Source organism: Photobacterium sp. Hal280, assembly GCF_037162255.1.
In the GTDB taxonomy this organism is placed as follows: domain Bacteria; phylum Pseudomonadota; class Gammaproteobacteria; order Enterobacterales; family Vibrionaceae; genus Photobacterium.
Genome location: NZ_JARLUO010000001.1, coordinates 696,206 through 715,688, shown reverse-complemented (window position 1 = coordinate 715,688; position 19,483 = coordinate 696,206). Strand labels below are relative to the sequence as shown.

General features: G+C 50.6%; 14 protein-coding genes and 1 pseudogene. 9 read left to right on the top strand and 6 right to left on the bottom strand.

The features are described 5' to 3' along the window. Positions 1–32: 32 nt before the first annotated feature. Positions 33–950, bottom strand: a complete 918-nt coding sequence (locus tag P4S53_RS03530; protein WP_337111408.1) for an AraC family transcriptional regulator — start codon at positions 948–950, stop codon at positions 33–35. Between the two features lie 316 nt (positions 951–1,266). Here P4S53_RS03530 and P4S53_RS03525 point away from each other — a divergent pair. The 5 genes and pseudogenes from P4S53_RS03525 (at position 1,267) to P4S53_RS03505 (ending at position 7,352) form a co-directional block, all read left to right on the top strand. Beyond that, positions 1,267–3,251 (top strand): annotated as a pseudogene (locus P4S53_RS03525) (alkaline phosphatase D family protein). Between the two features lie 153 nt (positions 3,252–3,404). Next, on the top strand, positions 3,405–4,958 hold the full coding sequence (locus P4S53_RS03520; RefSeq protein WP_337111407.1) for a long-chain-fatty-acid--CoA ligase: 1,554 nt from the start codon (positions 3,405–3,407) through the stop codon (positions 4,956–4,958). Between the two features lie 153 nt (positions 4,959–5,111). After that, a complete protein-coding gene (locus P4S53_RS03515; RefSeq protein ID WP_337111406.1) occupies positions 5,112–5,492 on the top strand; it encodes an STAS/SEC14 domain-containing protein in 381 nt (126 codons plus the stop codon). A 132-nt stretch (positions 5,493–5,624) separates the two neighbouring features. Then, the gene (locus P4S53_RS03510; RefSeq protein WP_337111405.1) at positions 5,625–6,350 is read left to right on the top strand and encodes a hypothetical protein; all 726 of its coding nucleotides are present in this window, start codon (positions 5,625–5,627) and stop codon (positions 6,348–6,350) included. Positions 6,351–6,473: 123 nt separating this feature from the next. Beyond that, a complete protein-coding gene (locus P4S53_RS03505; protein ID WP_337111404.1) occupies positions 6,474–7,352 on the top strand; it encodes a 6-carboxytetrahydropterin synthase in 879 nt (292 codons plus the stop codon). Positions 7,353–7,629: 277 nt separating this feature from the next. Here P4S53_RS03505 and lhgO read toward each other — a convergent pair whose 3' ends face one another. Continuing rightward, entirely contained in the window at positions 7,630–8,871 is a 1,242-nt protein-coding gene (lhgO, locus tag P4S53_RS03500) for an L-2-hydroxyglutarate oxidase (protein WP_337111403.1), read from the bottom strand. A gap of 399 nt (positions 8,872–9,270) precedes the next feature. Here lhgO and P4S53_RS03495 point away from each other — a divergent pair, with 399 nt between their 5' ends. Further along, positions 9,271–10,848 carry an ABC-F family ATP-binding cassette domain-containing protein gene (locus P4S53_RS03495; protein ID WP_337111402.1) on the top strand — a complete coding sequence of 526 codons (1,578 nt, stop codon included), beginning with the start codon at positions 9,271–9,273 and terminating at the stop codon, positions 10,846–10,848. Positions 10,849–10,889: 41 nt separating this feature from the next. After that, on the top strand, positions 10,890–11,324 hold the full coding sequence (locus tag P4S53_RS03490; protein WP_337111401.1) for a GFA family protein: 435 nt from the start codon (positions 10,890–10,892) through the stop codon (positions 11,322–11,324). A gap of 47 nt (positions 11,325–11,371) precedes the next feature. Here P4S53_RS03490 and P4S53_RS03485 read toward each other — a convergent pair whose 3' ends face one another. Next, positions 11,372–12,061, bottom strand: a complete 690-nt coding sequence (locus tag P4S53_RS03485) for a helix-turn-helix domain-containing protein (RefSeq protein ID WP_337111400.1) — start codon at positions 12,059–12,061, stop codon at positions 11,372–11,374. Between the two features lie 381 nt (positions 12,062–12,442). On the opposite strand from P4S53_RS03485, the gene P4S53_RS03480 reads away from it, so the two are divergent. Beyond that, positions 12,443–12,892: a DUF3850 domain-containing protein gene (locus P4S53_RS03480; RefSeq protein WP_337111398.1), complete on the top strand. Its 450-nt coding sequence runs from the start codon at positions 12,443–12,445 to the stop codon at positions 12,890–12,892. 1,237 nt (positions 12,893–14,129) lie between these two features. Here P4S53_RS03480 and P4S53_RS03475 read toward each other — a convergent pair. Beyond that, positions 14,130–14,819 carry a hypothetical protein gene (locus tag P4S53_RS03475; RefSeq protein WP_337111397.1) on the bottom strand — a complete coding sequence of 230 codons (690 nt, stop codon included), beginning with the start codon at positions 14,817–14,819 and terminating at the stop codon, positions 14,130–14,132. Next, positions 14,816–15,907 carry an AAA family ATPase gene (locus P4S53_RS03470; protein ID WP_337111396.1) on the bottom strand — a complete coding sequence of 364 codons (1,092 nt, stop codon included), beginning with the start codon at positions 15,905–15,907 and terminating at the stop codon, positions 14,816–14,818. The genes P4S53_RS03475 and P4S53_RS03470 overlap by 4 nt, the downstream gene beginning before the upstream one ends. A gap of 710 nt (positions 15,908–16,617) precedes the next feature. On the opposite strand from P4S53_RS03470, the gene P4S53_RS03465 reads away from it, so the two are divergent. After that, a complete protein-coding gene (locus P4S53_RS03465) occupies positions 16,618–18,987 on the top strand; it encodes a Lon protease family protein (protein WP_337111395.1) in 2,370 nt (789 codons plus the stop codon). 78 nt (positions 18,988–19,065) lie between these two features. Here P4S53_RS03465 and P4S53_RS03460 read toward each other — a convergent pair whose 3' ends face one another. Continuing rightward, entirely contained in the window at positions 19,066–19,473 is a 408-nt protein-coding gene (locus P4S53_RS03460) for a helix-turn-helix transcriptional regulator (RefSeq protein ID WP_337111394.1), read from the bottom strand. Positions 19,474–19,483 lie beyond the last annotated feature (10 nt).

The window sequence follows — 19,483 nt, the reverse complement described above, 5'->3', positions numbered from 1 at the left end:
TGGTGCATCTTGAGATCTGAAGGCGTGATCTTTCAGGCAGGCGCAACCGGCAGCCAGTACTCCATGCGGTGAGCAGGGTTGGTGACATCAAATTGTGGCGGGTAAATTTCAAGCTCATAGCCGTCAATGCCTTGATAACCGGACTCAGGCAGCCAGGCGGCAATGAACCAGTGCAGTACTTTATCCAGCTGGTGAATAGGCCCTGAATAGGGGATCACGGCGTAAAGCTGTTCCGGAACACTCAGGCGCTGGGCGTGCGCCGCGATCAGCGGGTCTGTATCCGCGGCTTGTTCAACCGGTATACCAGCCCAGTAGCTCAATGCGTCACCCGACTGGCTTTGGGTATCGATCACACCTATCTGGCTGAATGTGTCGGTCCCGGAAAACTGCTGATGAAACTGGTGCCAGATAGCGGGCACTGTTTCCGGGTAATCAGGGTTATCGGCAAACAGGCCATGAATTTTACCGCTCACACCGCAGAGCTGAAAAGCAGGGCGGCGCTCAAGCCGGATTTGTAACAGGCGCTGTGCGATCTCAGGGGCTAAAGTCACCGGTCTGGTGGATTGCAAAGGCGTTCTGAGGCCGGTCAGCAGGCCGCGTTTTTTATAACTGCCGGGCGCGCAGCCGAACATCTGCCGGAAAGCGCGGATAAAACTGATTTCTGAGTTAAAACCGCAGGCGAGCGCGATGTCGAGAATCCGCTCATTGCCTGATAACAGCTGTTCAGCAGCACGGCTGAGTTTCAGCTCGCGGACATACTGTGCCAGTGTCAGCCCGGTTTCGCTGCTAAACACCCGCTGAAGTTGCCAGCGCGACCAGCAGCTTTGCTCCGCCAGCTCGACCACACTCAACGGCTGATCCAAATGGGTGTGGATGTAATCCAGTACCCGTTGAATACGCGTAAAATGATGCGGCTTGGGTGTCTGAGCTGGGCTGGCTGGTGTTTTCATGACGACGGTTCAGTGTCTTTGTGATTCCATAATGGCTACAGATAGTAACACTGAAGCAATTTGCCCGTTAGTTGAGTCGATCGTCTTTACCGCCCGAAAAGGGCGCAGCGTCACAGTGCTGACCGTCAGGGTATCAGTGCCGGCTGAGAATTGACCTTTGACATTCTATTGGCAAGCGCCGAAGGTGTACGAAGTAGAATGAATTCATCAATCTATCCGTTTGCCTGATACGGGATCAGGGACTTTGGATAGGCAGGGTGACATCACAGGTAACAGGTGATACGGATAAATGACAGTCAACAACACTGAAACGACCATGCACAAGAGCGCTCCATCGCGTGAGTTGCCGTTATTTCTGACAGGACCGGTATTGCGCCGCTGTAATGCCAGTGTGATCACGCTGTGGATGGTGACATCTGCCCCGCTTGAAGGCCGGTTTCAGCTTTTTCAGGGCAAAGAGGCATCGCCTTTTTTGAGGCTGATTTCACCCGCGAACAGCAAATTCAGATTGGGCAGTCAGCCTGGGTAGTGATGGCACAGTTTTCCGGCGATTTCCCGCTGGATACTGAGCTGGCTTACGAGATTGAAACCCAGCAGGGCGCACTGACCGCACTGCTGCCTGAGCTGCTCTATCCCGGCGAGGAGCGGCTGACGCTGACAATTAAATCCCGTGCCGACTACATTCAGCATGGCTCCTGTCGTAATCCGCATTTTCCCGGCAAAGACAGTCTGGCGGCGGCCGATGAAAAGGTGGCATCACTGTCGCCGGCTGAGCGTCCGGCATTACTGATGATGAGTGGCGATCAAATCTATGCCGATCACGTTGCCGGGCCGACCTTAGACGCCATCAGTCAGGTGATCGACTTGCTCGGATTACCCGACGAAACCTTCACCGATGCCCCGTATGCCTCGTTATCGGCGTTACGCGCCAGTCATCACCAGCTGTATGGCCGGGATCAGGTTTTACCTGTGTACGAGCCGACCGGCAACTGGCTGTCAGACACCCGTATTCTGCGTTGGCTGCCAACCAGACAGCGCCCGGTTTTCACCGCCAATGAATGTGAAAACCACCTGATTGGCCTGAGCGAGTTTCTGGCAATGTATCTGCTGGTCTGGTCACCGACTGTCTGGCAACTGGTAGATATTGATCGTCTGGAGAAACAAGGCTTTCAGTGCGGCGAGCAGGTGCTGGCAGAGAAATGGCAGCAGTTGTGGCGACAGGAAAAATCGGACATTCAGGGGTTCATCAGCGGGCTGGCTCAGGTGCAGCGCCTGGTCGCACATATTCCCACTTATATGATTTTTGACGATCACGATGTCACCGATGACTGGAACCTGACTGTCGGCTGGGAGCAAGCGGCCTATCAGCATGCCTTTTCAAAGCGCATTATCGGTAACAGCTTGTTCGGCTACTGGCTCTGCCAGGGCTGGGGCAATGACCCGGAACAGTTTGACGAGGCTTTCATGACCAAGGCCCGTAGCTATTTTTCGGCGCCGGACAACGTTTCTCACGATGCCATGATCGATCATCTGTATGATTTCGAGCACTGGCACTATCAGGTCGAGACAAAACCCAAAATGCTGGTGCTGGATACCCGGACCCGTCGCTGGCATTCAGAATCGAATATGAACAAGCCTTCCGGTCTGATGGACTGGGAAGCACTCACAGACATGCAGCAGGCGCTGATTCATGAACCGGCGGTGATCATTGTGTCGCCCGCGCCGATTTTCGGTGTGAAGTTCATCGAAACCTTGCAGCGCATCATGACATTGCTCGGTAAACCGCTGGTGGTGGATGCAGAGAACTGGATGGCCCATCCAGGGGCCGCCAATACCTTGTTGAGTATATTTACCCATACCAAAACCCCGACTCATTTTGTGATTATTTCCGGCGATGTGCATTACTCGTTTGCCTACGATATTCAGCTGCGCTTTCGCCGTAACAGCCCGAACATTTATCAGATCACTGCCAGTGGGATTAAAAATAATTTCCCGGAAAAATTGCTGCGGGTTTGTGAGCGTATGGACAGGCTGTTGTACAGTCCGCATTCGCCGCTGAACTGGTTTACCAAACGTAAACGCATGAAAATTTACAAGCGGGATCCGGACATCCCGGGACACGGCCGCTTAGTGAACAGCAGTTGTATAGGCGAGCTGTGGCTGAAGGATGACGGCCAGCCTGAACGTATTGCGATTCTGACCGCAGAGGGGCAGTCCATCGGGTTTCCGCCCACCCGGCAGGAGCAAAAACGTCACTCAGAAGCGGGTGAAAAAGCAACTGCAAGGTCAGGCAATCAATAGGCATCGTCGGGTGGTTCACAAAATTTTAACACGGAGTGGTTGCTCTGTTGACATAGGTCAAACGTCCGTTTAATTCTATGGTTCAAATGAAAAGACAAGTGTGAAGCTTGCCTTTATAAAACGTTGTGTAGAACTCAACACAAGGAAAACACCATGCTGAACCTTGCCGCTGCCTTACAGCGTAATGCTGTGTCCAAACCGGATAAAGTCGCGATTATTTCTGGTGACACTCAGATCACTTATGCTCAGTTCAATGCCATTGCCAGCCAGATCGCCAATGGCCTGAAGGCCAAAGGCATACAGCCGGGTGATCGGGTTGCACTGAGTTGTCCGAATTTGCCGTTCTTCCCGCTGGTGTATTACGGTATTCAAAAAGCAGGTGCGGTCACTGTGCCACTCAATGTCCTGTTGCGTGAGCGCGAAATTAAATTTCATCTCGAAGATTCAGCGGCAAAGTTTTATTTCTGTTTTGAGGGCGTGGAAGGATTACCTATGGCGCAGTCCGGGGTGGCTGCGTTTGAACAGGTTGAGAGCTGCGAGCACATGGTGGTGATGACGGCCGATCAGTCTGCGATGACATACCAGGGGTTACCGACCCTGACATCTTTTATGAAAGATCAGTCACCTGTGTGCGATTACACCCCCCGTGAAGCGGATGACACGGCGGTTGTCCTGTATACCTCGGGCACTACGGGCCAACCGAAAGGGGCGGAGCTGACGCACAGTAATCAGTACACCAATGCCCTGGTGGCGCAGAATCTGATGGAAATGCGCGGCGACGATGTTCATTTACTGACCCTGCCGCTGTTCCATACCTTCGGCCAGACCGTCAACATGAACGCGCCCGTCAGCCTGGGCTGCACCATGGTCATGGTGCCCCGTTTTGATCCGGCGCTGGTGAAAGGGCTGATTGAAAAACACAAAGTCACGCTATTTGCCGGTGTGCCGACTATGTATATCGGTATGAACCTGTGCCAGGCCGATCACGATGTATCTTCGCTGCGTATCGGCGTCAGCGGCGGCGCTTCATTGCCGGTCGAAGTGCTGCGCACTTTTGAAGAGAAATTTAAGGTGCCGATTCTGGAAGGTTATGGTCTGTCGGAAACCAGCCCGATTGCCAGTTTCAACCATCTGGACATGCCCCGGATTCCTGGCTCGGTCGGCCAGCCAATTCAAGGCGTCGAGGTGCGTGTGGTGGATGACAACGGTCAGCAACAGCCTCAGGGAGAACCGGGCGAAATCATTGTTCGCGGCCATAACATTATGAAAGGCTACCTGAACCGGCCGGAAGAGAATGAAAAAGCGCTGCGTAATGGCTGGTTCTACACCGGCGATGTCGGACGGTTTGATGAAAAGGGCAATCTGTTCATTGTCGATCGGGTGAAAGATCTGATTATCCGGGGTGGCTTTAACGTCTATCCGCGTGAAATTGAAGAAGTGTTCATGACTCACGCTGACGTGGCCATGATTGCGGTAGTCGGTGTGCCCTGTGATCAGTATGGCGAAGAAGTGAAAGCCTTTGTGGTCCTGAAAGAAGGCGCGCAGGTCACCGAAGAGGCGCTGAAAGCCTGGGGTAAAGAACAGCTTGCCGCTTATAAATACCCGCGCATGGTCGAGATTCGTCAGGCACTACCAATGAATGCGACCGGGAAAATCCTCAAGAAAGATCTCCGGGCCGAAGTGCGACAGGCCGCAGAAACCGCTTAATCCGCATCACATCAAGCACCGGGTTATCTGCCCGGTGTTTGCATATCCTCTGTTCGTCATCATCTCCTGTTTTCCCTTGTTACAGCTACACTTATCCAGAATATCCTTAACTTTAAGCCAGTTGTTCATTCATGAACGGCAAACGGAGGCCCTATGTATACAACGCATGGATTATTGTTTGAAGTGGACAGAGATGGCGATAACTTTTTCATGGAACTGAAGGCTATCGGTAAGCTCACTCACCAGGATTATGAACAGATCACACCCCTGATCGACGATGCCCTTGAAGGCGTCGCGAACCCGAAGGTGAATGTCTATTTTGATGGCTCAGAGTTTGAAGGCTGGGAATTGCAGGCAGCGTGGGATGACCTCAAACTTGGCCTCAAACACGGTAAAAAGTTTCACCGGATTGCCATTTATGGCAACCAGCGATGGATGGACATCGTGGCTAAAATGGGGAGCTGGTTTATCTCAGGTGAAGTGAAATGTTTCGATACTCCCTTTGACGCATTAGCCTGGTTAAGGGAAGAGTAAAAGACACTGCTTAGTGTTTGTTGCTGTTTTTGCTGGGATTTCGCTCGTCTGTAAAGCAGGGAGTTGCTATGATGCAGCAGTATTCATGCTCAGGGAAATCCCCTTTATGGCTGTTTAAACAGGGAGGCAGCTTTGCAGTTTCGAACCTTTTCCTTTTTACCTTTTTCTTCTGTGTTGTTATTGGGGTGTCTGACCAGCGTCGGTGCTATAGCAGCAACGTCGCAACCGACTGCTGCAAAGGCCGTGTCGGATCTGCCATCGGGCGAAGTGGCCAACCAGGAAGCCGAACAAGAAGCCAGCCGTTATTTCTTTGGTTTAAGGGGCGGTGTCAGCCTGATGGGCTTAACGGACACAGCAACGATAGCCAGCGTGACTGAATCTGCTAAGGACGCCGGTGCCAGTGGTTTCTGGGGCTTAGATTTTGGTTATTACACACCCGAAGGGCGTAGCCGCATCTACTACAGTTTTGAAAGGCATACAGAAGAAAGCCAGTTTCCGTCATCAGGGCTGAAATATGACAACATTGCGAACCTGAACTTGCTCGGTACAGATTATTTTTTCTTGTATCACAAAGACTTTTCGCCGTATGTCGGCCTGCATTTCGGCTATGCCAGCGTCAGTTCCGATTCCAGTTATCAGGGCGACTATAAAGCCAGTGGCTTTGTGATTGGGATGCAAACCGGTCTGGCATGGCGCGTCTCAGCGGATACGACAGTCGAAGCCGGTTTCCGACACACAGTGCTGCCAAGCAAGCTGAAAAACTGGCAGGGGCAGGACGATCAGGGCAATACAGTGAATTTTGAATCTCAGCAGCGCGGTGTCAGCTCGTTGTTTCTGGCGGCGAACTACCGTTACTGAGTGTTGTTTGTTCACCGCGGGCAGCGTGCATGATGAAGGCAACGGCTTTGGGTTTACACCTTGGGCTGTGCGCGTATAATGCCCAGCTCCGAAAACGACAATCATTTCTGTAAGGATGTCAGCGTGAAGCTATTTGTCAGAGATCTCACCGTTATTGATGTCTCCTATCTGTGCCCGGTCCGAGGGATGGTGGGAGAAAGCTGGATTCTGGACGTGGTGATGTCTGGCGAGCTGAATGAAATGAGCATGGTGCTGGATTTCAGCCGCGTTAAAAAGCAGATTAAACAACTGGTTGATCAGTATGTCGACCACCGTTTGCTGGTGCCTGCTGCCCATGCGTCGATCAGAATGGCCGCGACTCAGCCGGGCTATGCGACCCTGGATTTACTTCGGGGCGATCAAAGTATCCACCTGCATTGCCCGGATGAGGCCTACTGCCTGGTGGATGCCGATGCCATCACCATCGAAACCGTCACCCAGCATTTGCATCAAGTGCTGTCTGGTAAGCTGCCGGACAATGTGCAGGGCCTGGAACTGGTATTACGTCATGAAAACATTGACGGTGCTTATTACCACTACAGCCACGGCCTGAAAAAGCATGACGGCAACTGCCAGCGTATTGCACACGGTCACCGTTCACCGGTTGAACTGTATGTGGATGGCAAGCGTGATCCGAAGCTGGAAGCTGACTGGGCGAAGCGCTGGACGGATATTTATCTGGGTACTGAAGAAGATCAGGTGAGTGTCTCTGAGCTCAATCTGAGCGAGCACGCAGCCAGTGTGTCTGATGATACCCATTATGGTTTTCGCTATAGCGCGCCACAGGGGCTGTTTGAGCTTGCGATTGCTAAAAGCGAGACGGAAATGATCAACACAGATACCACGATTGAGCTGCTGGCGCATTATATCGCCGCCGCCGTGAAACCTGCCATTGGTGAACAGCAGACGCTGGACGTCGTTGCCTATGAAGGTGTGGGTAAAGGCGCGATGGCGAGTCTGTAAGCGCACCGGAAAACCGGTTATTTCCCTTCAAAGTATGTCTTAAACAGCAGTGCGCCCGCTCGACTGTATATGGTTAGGTGAGTATGTCGCGCTTGAGTCTGGTGGCTCATTTGGCATTGTCTGATGCGCGCCAGGTACTCTTTGTGGGTGCAAAGAGTACCCAGAAAGCCCCTTTTTTCCTTTGGTGTGGTCCGGGTCGGTTGTAGGCGCTCCCGGCGCCGACAACCTGAAAATTCGTCCTGAATATTCTCCTGGGTTTGTGGTATTAATTAAATTCTCAGCCTGCTTCACGGTTTCGTTGAATCTCGGCCACTTTATCGCAAATGTAGTCGGCAATCGGCATCGCGGAGGTTGCTGCCGGTGACGGCGCGTTACACACGTGCAGGCTGCGCGGGCTGTCTGCAAACAGAAAGTCATGGACTAACGTACCGTCTTTCAGGACGGCCTGAGCACGGATACCTGCCGGGTAGGGCTCCAGATCGCTCAGCGTCAGACCCGGACAGTATTTACGCACCCGAGCAAGATATCCGGCTTTCCACCAGGCATCTTTCAATTCTCGCAATCCGGTTTTCAGGTGCTTGCCGGTGACACGCCAGAAACCGGGGAAAGCCAGCATGTCCAGACAGTCACGCAGGCTGAAATTAAATCGTCCGTAACCTTCGCGCTTAAACCCCTGCACTGCGTTCGGACCAACTGTGACCGAGCCATCGATCATGCGCGTCAGGTGAACACCTAAAAAGGGCAGGGAAGGGTCCGGGATCGGATAGATCAGGTGGCGGACAATCTGATTGTGTCTGGCGGCCAGGCGGTAATATTCGCCGCGGTAGGGGATGATCTGAAAATCCATCTCCAGCCCCATCATTTGGGTCAAGCGGTCGGCCATTAACCCGCCGCAACACACCAGAAAGCGGCCTTTGACAGAAAAAGAACCGGCACTCGCTGCATTGCTCCGGTGGCAGGTCAGTTCGATGTGATCACTGTGCTCTGCGATGGCTGTCACTTGCGTACCCAGGGCTGTTTCCCCGCCTGAGGCAGTAAAGTCACTGGCCATGTGTTCAGTCACCCGGCGGTAATCCACGATGCTGGTCGCCGGGACAAACAATGCCCCCAGACCGTTGATGTTCGGCTCTCTTTCCCGCAGCTGTGTCTGATCCAGCACTTCAATTTCAATCCCGTTTTCATGGCAGCGGGTGCGCAGATCCTGCATCCGGCGCACTTCCGCCTCATTGGTGGCGACCAGCAATTTGCCGCAGTTGTCGACCGGAATCCCGTGCTGGCGGCAAAAATCCAGAGTACGCTGCACGCCTTCTTTGCAAAACCGTGCTTTCAGGCTGCCCGGCGCATAATACACGCCGGCATGGATCACACCGCTGTTGTGGCCGGTCTGGTGCTGCGCGAGCGTGCTTTCTTTTTCAATCAGCAAAACCTTGCTGGCGGGATGACGGCGCAGCAAAGCACTGGCTGTGGCGACACCCACAATGCCGCCGCCAATCACCAGGTAGTCGTAATACTCATTCATCGCGGATCCTTCGCAAATGCAATTTAGGCCAGATACAGACTGACATCATCATGATTCATCAGATATTTAAACACTAAGCTGGCACAGTCGCAAAAGGACAAATGGGTTTCACCAACCCCGCTTTCTGGTGATTTCATCTTGCGGCATGTGTCTGGTGGTGGTTTAATAGCCGCCATCACCTCTTTTGGAGTTAACGCCTGAATGAATCACTAACCCCTGACATCCTTTGAACTTTTTTCTTTTGGATCCGCAGGGTTAGTGGGCGTTAACCGTCTTGTCTGAGCAGTCGCCGTATTGTGATCGGTTGTGCGACTCAGATTTGTCTGCCAAATATCTATCTGCTAGATAGCAATGTCTTCCGACGGTAATGTCTCTCCCTGCGCTTGCGCCGGAGGTCTTATGACATTATTGCAAGCCCAGTCTCTGACTGTTTTTCTTCCCCACGGGGAACCACTGTTTTCTGATCTATCCCTGACTTTAGACCGTGAAACCACCGCTCTGGTTGGCCGTAACGGCTGCGGCAAATCTGTGCTGGCCGCACTGTTAAGCGGAGCCCGCCAGCCGGATGAAGGCCGGGTGATCAGGCACGCGCGCATCGCCTACTTACCTCAGCTGACCGTGCAAAGCGATTTGTCGGCTCTGGGTACGGTCGCACAAGCACTGGGTGTCGAGGGTTGTCTGCAAGCGTTACAGCGCATCGCCGCTGGCAGTTGTGATCCGGCCGATTTCGAGGCGGTCGGCGACCAATGGGATTTACCCGCATCCCTGTCTCGCCAGTTGTCAGCGCTGGGATTACCGCCCGATCCTGAACAATCTTGTGCCAGCCTGAGCGGCGGTGAGCTGACGAGACTACGATTGTGGCTCTGCTTGCGCAGCGACGCTGAATTGCTGATTCTCGATGAGCCGTCAAACCATCTGGATCGGCAGGGCAGGGAATGGCTGTCACAGCAAATCGCTCATTTTCAGGGCGGTATACTGCTGATCAGTCATGATCAATCCTTACTGAACAACGCAGATCGTATTATTGAACTCAGCCACACGGGTTTAGCCTGTTATGGCACCGATTTTGTGCAATACCGGCAGCAGAAACATCATGAAACCCGGTTACTGGCAACACGGCTGTCCAAAGCGAAACAGCAAATCAACGCCATTCAACGCCAGCATCAGCGCAATGAAGAAAAAGCGCAGCGCCGGGCCGCGGCCGGTAAACGGGACAGACGCGATGGCAGCCAGTCGACCTTACTGCTCGATTTTCAGAAAAATGCGGCAGAAAGTGCGGCATCCTCGAGAACGCATCAGCACCATCAGCAACTGGATGATGCGCGGCAACAGCTTCAATCCCTGCAGGATAAAGCGGACAGTACCAAGCCGCTGAGCTTCAGCACCGACAGTGCAAACAAGCGAAGTGCGCGTTTACTGACAATCACTGAATTGGGCTTACAGCGGGGGCAATTGCCTGCAATCAGCCGAACCATCTGGTATGGCGATAAAATTCACCTGCGCGGCAGTAACGGCACAGGCAAATCGACCTTGCTGAAAACCCTGCTGGGCGGTATGCCAGTCAAATCGGGTGAGATTCACAAGCACGGGCCGCTTTGTTATCTTGACCAGCATTTCTCCTTATTTGATTTGCAGGCCAGTCTGATCGAGAACCTGACGCGCCACTGTCCGGCTTATACCGCCGCTGAGTTACGCACCCTGGCGGCTTGCATTGGCTTTCGCCGTGACAGAGTCGCGCAACAGGTGTCGACCCTGAGCGGCGGTGAACGGATGCGGCTGGCGATGCTGGTGGTGAGTCATCAGCAACAGGAAGGGCTTCTGCTGCTGGATGAGCCGGACAATCACCTTGATTTAGATAGCAAATCTATGATGTCGCAGGCCTTGAGTGAACATCAGGGCAGTTTCATTCTGGTCAGCCATGATCAGGATTTTGTTGAGGCGTGTTGTGTGAATCAGCGCTGGGATCTTTTCAGATAAATCGACTATGCTATCTGGAGCTTATGGATAAGGAGGGCATTATGTCACAGGCATCAACATCGTCGGCGGATCGTCTCACAGGCCATTGCCTGTGCGGTAAGGTCGGCATGACATCAAACAGCGGTACCTTGCATGCGGAAGTCTGTCATTGCGGCATGTGCCGTAAATGGAGCGGTGGTCCGTATCTGGCTGTTTCGGCAGGCACGGACGTGACATTCAGTGGTGAAGAATATGTTTCCCGTTTCTCGTCATCAGACTGGGGCGAGCGCGGTTTCTGTAAAAATTGTGGCACTCACCTGTTTTATTTTCTTAAACCAACCGGCCAGTACATTGTTCCGGCGGGGCTGTTGGATCAGGAAAATCAGCTGGAAATGGCGCAGCAGATCTTTATTGATAAAAAACCAGCCTATTATGCATTCAGCAACGACACCAAAAATCTGACGGAAGAAGAAGTCTTCGCTCAATTTGCCCCTTAAGCAACAGCCATCCCGGGTCGATCATACCGGCCCGGGATAGTGACAGTTCACTGCTTTTTCAGACTGACCGCCACGCGGCCGATCACTTTGATCTCGTTGTCATTCACTTCAACACAGGTGTGGCCCAGTGTCACCGCCAGCTTGTTCGGCAACCGCTGGATAGGATTGATCGACAAACGTCCGTCCATATCAATCAGGTAATCACCACTCACAGCATCGTTCTGGCTTTGATCAATCAGGAACCGCCCTTCATGGGTTTCCACTTCAATGGTGGACGCGGCATTGAGGTGCCAAGCGTCAAAAATGCGCTGAGCGAACGGGATTGTCCCCATACTGATTAATTTGCCATTGCTCAGGCTGTAGCTGTCCAGCGTGACGACTGCGTCTGATGTCGCGGCGTTCGTCGTCGTTTGTCGTCCTGTTTTGTACTCATTTGACGTTTCAGCAATCGCATCACGGCCCGTGTTTTTACTGCCCGTAAACGAATGATGCAGTTCTTCCAATGGGTAATCAGACGGCAGAATGAGCTGGTGAACAGGGATGCCGGTTCGTAAATGCGTACGGACGACCAGCTCGTGAGAGGTGCGGCTGTGCGTATTCCAGGTGCTGAAGGTGGTTTTCGGCACGTCAAACAGCGTCGCCATCTCACCAAAGGAAGCACAATGGGTTAAGTCTCTCAAATTCGAAGTAAAGTCATGACCTTTCAGATAGTCAAAAATAAGGATTTTTTTACTCATGGACTGTCCAGTCAGTGTGATCGAACTCGAAAATGATCGTCAAAAGTTAACTTTCAATGGCGAAAGTTATTGACTGCATTCAATTGAGGATCAACACTGTGCGTATTCAACAAATCAGCGCAAAATTGGCGAAAAGTGCGCAAAACCAACGCGTAAGGATACCACTCATGGCAAGGAATCAAATAGCAATTGATGGACCCTGTATCGCAAAAGTGGAGATTCGGCGTCTGACCGACCTTCATTTCCGTACTCTGCTTTTGTCGCAAGCCAACAGAATGGCTTTTGGCAATACAGCGCGGTCTCACCGGAGCCGGAAAACTCAGGGGCTGGTCAATGGCGACACTCTGACAATTCAGCCCGCAACAGCAGAGAGGTGCTGGCATGAGCAAGGTCACGCTTCATGAGCTGAAGATTCCGTCGGCCAATTTCACCGATATCCTGGCCGGGCGTAAAACCCATCAGCTGTGCCTCAATCATCGTCAATATACCGCTGGAGATGTGCTGATTTTGCGCGAACTGGACGAGAGCGGCGAGGAGACAGGGCAGGAGATGAACTCACTGATCACCCATGTCGAGCACGGCAACGCGGTCGGCCTTGAAGACGGCTGGTGCGTCTTGTCGCTGGCCAACACCACACCTTTACTGGGAATTCGCTTGATTGGTTACCTGCGTGATCGTTTAAAAGAGCACTGCGATTACACAGAAGCGGCGTATCAGATCATCAGGAAAGCCGGCAGTACAGATACACAGGCGAAACGCACGGTGCAGGCAGGGCGGTGTTGGGTAGATGAGGCGAATCATTTTTTGAAGAAGTTTTCGGTGGGGCAGTAGTGTTTTTATTGTGGGGCAAGGTGCGACAGGGTTTGATTCTGAGGGTATGTCGCGCTTGAGTCTGGTGGTTTATTTGGCATCTGAGTACGCGCGCCAGGTACTCTTTGTTGGGGCAAAGAGTACCCAGAAAGCCCCTTTTTGTTCTTTGGTGCGGTCCGGGTCGGTTGTAGGCGCTCCCGGCGCCGACAACCTAAAAATTCGTCCTGAATTTTTCCCTGGGTTTGTCGATCTCTTTAGCTAAGAAAATACACCCAGCCTGTCATTACCGCGCAGGCGGTAATCTATTTAGCGAGTGCGGTAGTTCGTTGTTCTGTCTGAATCTGAGGGTATGTCGCGCTTGAGTTTGGTGGTTCATTTGGCATCTGAGTTCGCGCGCCAGGTACTCTTTGTTGGTGCAAAGAGTACCCAGAAAGCCCCTTTTTGTTCTTTGGTGTGGTCCGGGCCGGTTGTAGGCGCTCCCGGCGCCGACAACCTAAAAATTCGTCCTGAATTTTCCCTGTGTTTATCGATCACTTGAGCTCAGAAAATACACCCGGCCTGTCATTACCGCGCAGGCGGTAATCTATTCAGCGAGTGTGGTTGTTCGTTGTTCTGTCTGAATCTGAGGGTATGTCGCGCTTGAGTTTGGTGGTTCATTTGGCATCTGAGTTCGCGCGCCAGGTACTCTTTGTTGGTGCAAAGAGTACCCAGAAAGCCCCTTTTTGTTCTTGGGTGTTGTCCGGGTCGGTTGTAGGCGCTCCCGGCGCCGACAACCTAAAAATTCGTCCTGAATTTTTTCCTGGGAGTGTGGGTTTGTTGGGTTTTTGGGTTGTTGCTGGGTAAATGGGCGTGATGGTATGTCGCGCTTGAGTCTGGTGGTTCACTTGGGCATCTGAGTTCGCGCGCCAGGTACTCTTTGTTGGGGCAAAGAGTACCCAGAAAGCCCCTTGTTGTTCTTTGGTGTGGTCCGGGCCGGTTATAGGCGCTCCCGGCGCCGACAACCTAAAAATTCGTCCTGAATTTTTCCCTGTGGGAGTGGGTTTCTTGGGCTGTAAACTCGTTTTTGGATATATCCGAGTTAGGGCGTCGGCACTATCAGTAGAATTTCGGATAAATATTTCTATGGGGTAACGCTGCCATCACCAGTAAATGACCAGAGTGTATTTTGTGCTTGGCGCTTGTGCCAAGCACAAAATTCGCGTCAGGACGGCATCTGGTGGATGGTTTTGTTAGGCATTAACATACGAAATATTATATCTCAGTAGTCATACCAGTTTTTATTTTTTTCTGCACAGATCAACTCTAATAATTTTTTAGATCTATCATATCTCTTTCTACGCAAAGCCAACAATGAGAGTTCTACGAGCCTTTGTTCTCGCAATTTTATTCGCTCACTAACTTTTTCTACTTGCTCCACTTTATCGAGTTCGCATTCCTGAATCATTTTTATTGCTGCATCTTTATTGGGCGCGTTATCTTTGACCAAATACACCCAACCTTTCCTTATTTCTATATTAGCATGGTAATCATCGAAATAAGGATGTAACCATCTGAATCTCCCAATGCCGTTCTTTATATTGACGTCATTTCTCAGTGCTAGATAACCTAGGTCTTTAGTACTTTTAACAAAATTACATGGTCGGCATGAAAGAGTCAGGTTAACAGCGGTAAACGCCCACTTTTTATAATATGGTTTAGATTTATCTAAGTAGTGTTCAATATCTTCACTTACGTTTCTTCTATCCACTTTAATGAGCCTGCGACAATATATACATCTGTTATCTTGCTCATGCCTCAAAACAACTCTAATTCTATCTTTGATTTCTTTTAGATGCTTATGGTTCCAATCTATTTTTCCCGACAAATACTTTTGTATGAGCACTTTATTCTTTTTGCCTTTGATAACACGGCGGTGCGTTAGATTTAATAATGACGGGCCAAGATTCATTCTTGTTCCCCTGCAAATTCTACCAATGTGCAATACGCATCATACAATGGGTCTTCTCTACTTAGACTAACATTCAAGCTTTTAAGCGTCTGAAAACACTCAATGAAATTGTCTTGCTTATTTGCCATAGAAGATAGACAGGCCTGAAAAGCTAGAACAAATTCCGTTGAGCGCGCTGAAATCAGCCCAAAGTGCTCTTTCAAAATTGAGTCTGCATTATTTCCATTAAATCGCGATTCGGACCACTGTACTCCATTAACGTTTAGGTCTGAAATTTTACTCGAGGTATTAGGAACACTGGAAACAACAAGTGGCGAATGCGTAGCAATTATTAACTTGGACTCCATTGCAAACTTACTAAATATATTGCAAATCACTTGTGTAACTTTTTCCTGCCATTTAGGGTGCATTGAATTTTCTGGCTCATCAAATAAAATCAATGAATTCTCATCGGTAGAAAAGCAAAGTGCTAATATAATAAGTAAAAACAGTCTCTCACCGGAACTCAACGCTGTCACAGGAAATTCTTTAGAACCCTTGCAAAAATAAATTTTATTTAAGTGCGCTCTTTCCTCATCAAGCAATTGTTTGAATGAATAAAACCCATTACCCCATGTTCTTTCATCTAATAAATCAAGTTCAATCGCTTGCAACTTGTCTGACTCATTCCCTTTATTACCTCTTGCCCATCTGAAATCGAACTTTATTTTTTCCGAAAAACCTATCTCTCCTAACAGGCTGGCAGCGTACGACGCGCGTTCTGGAACAAGCTCGCCATTTAACATTACACTAACTACCATTCTGAACGGTGTTATTTCAGAAAACATATTGTTGTTAGACTTGTAACCAAAGTAATAATATCTATTGTCAATATTAATCTTATTGTTCTTGTTTGGTTTAGGGAATTTCTCATATACTGTTCCAGAAAGGCATATCATTTTTTTGAACTTAGATTCACCACTTATAATTTTGGGGGCTTCATTTTCAGATAGCTCACTAAGATACCTAGTTTTTCCAGTTCCATTATCACCGGTTAACAGATAAATACCAGTGTTGTCACTTTCTATTAGCTCATTTTTTCTTTTCATAATACCTTTCTTTATTCCTGTTGAATTAAAGTGACTACCTAGCCTAATATTTTATTAGTGCACATGCGCGTTTTCCAAACCTATATCTCAAATCAAAAAAACATAACTTGCTGATAAAAATGAATAATCTTAACTCGTTCATGTATAAATGCGCAAAAATTTTCACTATTTCCCTTGATATCTTGGAATATCAAACAATACGGCGCATACATACAGTACTCTTGAGTAGGGAGTCGGTGGCTATTCAATGAATCCTGAAGCCTCTCCTAGTGTGGGGCTTCTGTCTGTTAGATTTTGTAAAAGGTATCCAAAGGATTGAAACTCGAAAAGGGGCAACAACGAGTTTCGAGCCAAACTATGTTCCTGCTCTAGGGAAAAATTCAGGACGAATTTTTAGGTTGTCGGCGCTGGGAGCGCCTACAACCGGCCCGGACAGCGACAAAGAACCCAAAGGCATTTCTGGGTACTCTTTTGCCACAAAAGAGTACCTGGCGCGCATCAGAAAATGCTGAGGCAGGCACAAAAGTGAAAGCGCGACATACAAATTCACCTAAAGGTAGGCTGGACATTTTAGACATCCCAACCCCTCCCATCGCACAAAAAAACACCACTCAGACAAATAACTCCTTAAAACCAAGCTAAGTCACTAAAAAGTAACTAATTGCTGGCTACACTGAAATGACTATCAGTGGAGAGATAAGGGGAAGGGTATGACAATGAAATCATTACAAGCAGATACCCTGTACCGCACCAGCACCTTAAACGGGCTGGATGCCGAGTTTTCATCAACCAAACATTTGGAACCCCTGAACGAAATTGTGGGGCAGGAACGCGCTCAGCAGGCGGTTGAGTTCGCGATGTCGATTAAAGAGAAGGGCTACAACATATTTGCCATCGGTCGGAACGGGCTGGGGAAACGGACCATGGTCCTGCGCTATCTGAACCGTCATGATCCGAACGGGGATGCATCGCCGTTGTATGACTGGTGTTATGTCGCCAATTTTGAAGAAACTCGTACCCCTAAGCTGCTGAAACTAAAGCCTGGCACCGGGATGCCGTTCAAAAAAGACATTGAAAAGCTGATGCTTCGCCTGGTGAAAGCTTTGCCGCTGGCGTTCGACAATGAAATGTATTATTCGCGCTCGGAACAGCTGAAAAATCAGCTGGCGGAGAAACAGCAAACAGCTTTGGGCAATCTTACCGAACAAGCGAAAGAGCAAAAGGTGAGCCTGACCCTGACGACTCAGGGCGATTATCAGTTGGTGGCGATGAATGGCGAAGAGCCGCACACCGAAGAAAGTTTTGTCGCGCTGCCGGAAGAAGAGCAGGAAAAATTCGAAACGATTATCACGGCGCTGGAAGTGAAACTGCGCGGTATTGCACGCCAGCTCACCGACTGGGAAGAAGAGTTTTCCGATAAAATCCAGAAGCTCAATGAGGAAGTGGCGCAGGAAGTGGTCTCGCATTTCATCAAACCGCTCAAAAAGCAGTACCGCGGGCATACTGAAATCAAAGACTATCTCACAGCGATGCAGAAAGACATTCTGGAAAACCTCGATATCTTTTTAGAAGAAAGTGAAGATCAGGTCGCGCTGTCTTATGCTGCGCTGGATAAGAAAATGCCGCGTCGCTATCAGGTCAATGTGCTGGTCAGCCAGGAGAATGAGCACTTTCCGATTGTGGTGGAAGAGAGCCCGAATTATCACGCTATCTTCGGTTATATCGAGAACGCCACCTACAAAGGCACTGTGTTTACCGATTTCTCGCTGATCCGATCCGGCAGTCTGCACCGTGCCAATGGCGGCGTGTTGCTGATGGATGCGGTGAAGGTACTGGAACGCCCTTATGTGTGGGACGGCCTGAAGCGGGCATTGCGTTCACGCAAGCTGAACCTCAGTTCGCTGGAGCGGGAAGTCACCCTGTCGGGAACGATCTCGCTGGAGCCTGAACCCATTCCGCTGGATGTGAAAATCATCCTGTTTGGTGATTACCAGACTTATCAGTTGCTGGTCCATTATGATCCCGACTTCAGTGAGTTGTTCCGGGTGACCGCGGATTTTGAAGATGAAATGGAACGCACGGATGAGTCTGAGCTGCAGTATGCACGTTTTATCTCCAGCATCGTGCACGATAACGGCATGCTGCATTGCGACCGCAAAGCCATTGCCCGCATCATTGAGTACAGCTCCCGCCAGGCTGAGGACCAGAACAAGCTGTCGCTGCATTCCGCGGATATCGCCAATCTGCTGCGCGAAACCAATTACACCGCCAGAGCCGCCAATGCCAATATGATCCGTGTGGCGCATGTTGAACAGGCATTGCTGCGACAGGAAAAACGGGTCAGCCGCCTGCAGGATCAGATGCTGCATACCTTCAGGAACGGCACCACGCTGATCGATACCCAGGGGGACGTGATTGGTCAGATCAATGGCTTGTCTGTGGTCTCGACCTCGGATCACCGTTTTGGTTTACCGAACCGGATCACCGCGACCACCTCGTGGGGGGAAGGCGAGGTGATGGACATTGAGCGCAGCGTGAAGCTGGGCGGGCGGATTCATTCGAAAGGGGTGATGATACTGACCGCTTACCTGTCGTCACTGTTCGGCAAGAGTGCACGCATTCCGCTGACCACACACCTCACCTTTGAGCAATCTTACGGTGGCGTGGATGGCGACAGTGCGTCGATGGCTGAGCTGTGCGCCATTATCTCTGCCTTTTCCGGCTGCCCGATCAATCAGTCGATTGCCATTACTGGCTCGATGAATCAGTTTGGTCAGGCGCAGCCGATTGGCGGCGTGAACGAGAAAATCGAAGGCTACTTTGATGTCTGTACCATCAAGGGACGGCATAACAACCAGGGAGTGATTATCCCGCAGTCGAATGCCCATAACCTGATGCTCCGCAAAGATATTCTGACGGCGGTCGAAAAAGGTGATTTCCACATCTGGGCGATTTCCCATGTCAGTGAGGCGATCAGCCTGCTCACTGGTAAAGATGCAGGGGAATGGCTGGACGGCAATTACCCGCCGGAGTCGGTTCTGGGGATTGCGCAAAACAAGCTCAACGCAATGCGCAAGTAAGATGTGCAAGTAATCTGTATTTGTTTAACAAGAAAAGAGAATGCCATCCCGCCGGATGGCATTTTTTTCAGTGGCCGGCTAAACCGGTTCGCGCTGCCGGGCGACGGACAGAAAAGTCGCCATCGCCTGAATATCGAGAAAACCGTCTGTCTTCTTATGGCTGCGCAGAAACTGATAACCCGCCAGCACTTTGATTAACTCTTCTGCGCGGACACCCTCAAATGGCAGCCCGGCGACATGTTCCCAGGCTGCCGCCAACGCTTCTTTGTCGACCACTTCAGCCTGTCGGTACAGATAACCACAGCCGGTGGCTAACCACTCCAGTGAACAATTGGCTTTCACTGCAATTTGATTGGCTTTTTGCAGGCTGGGTTCGCTGCCGTTGAGGTATTTGCGGATCAGGGCTTCACTGAGATCCACCCGGCGGGCGAAGCCGCTGATACTTTCTTCGCCAATCAGGCTGCGCAAGCGCTGAGCAAATGACATAGACTCGTAC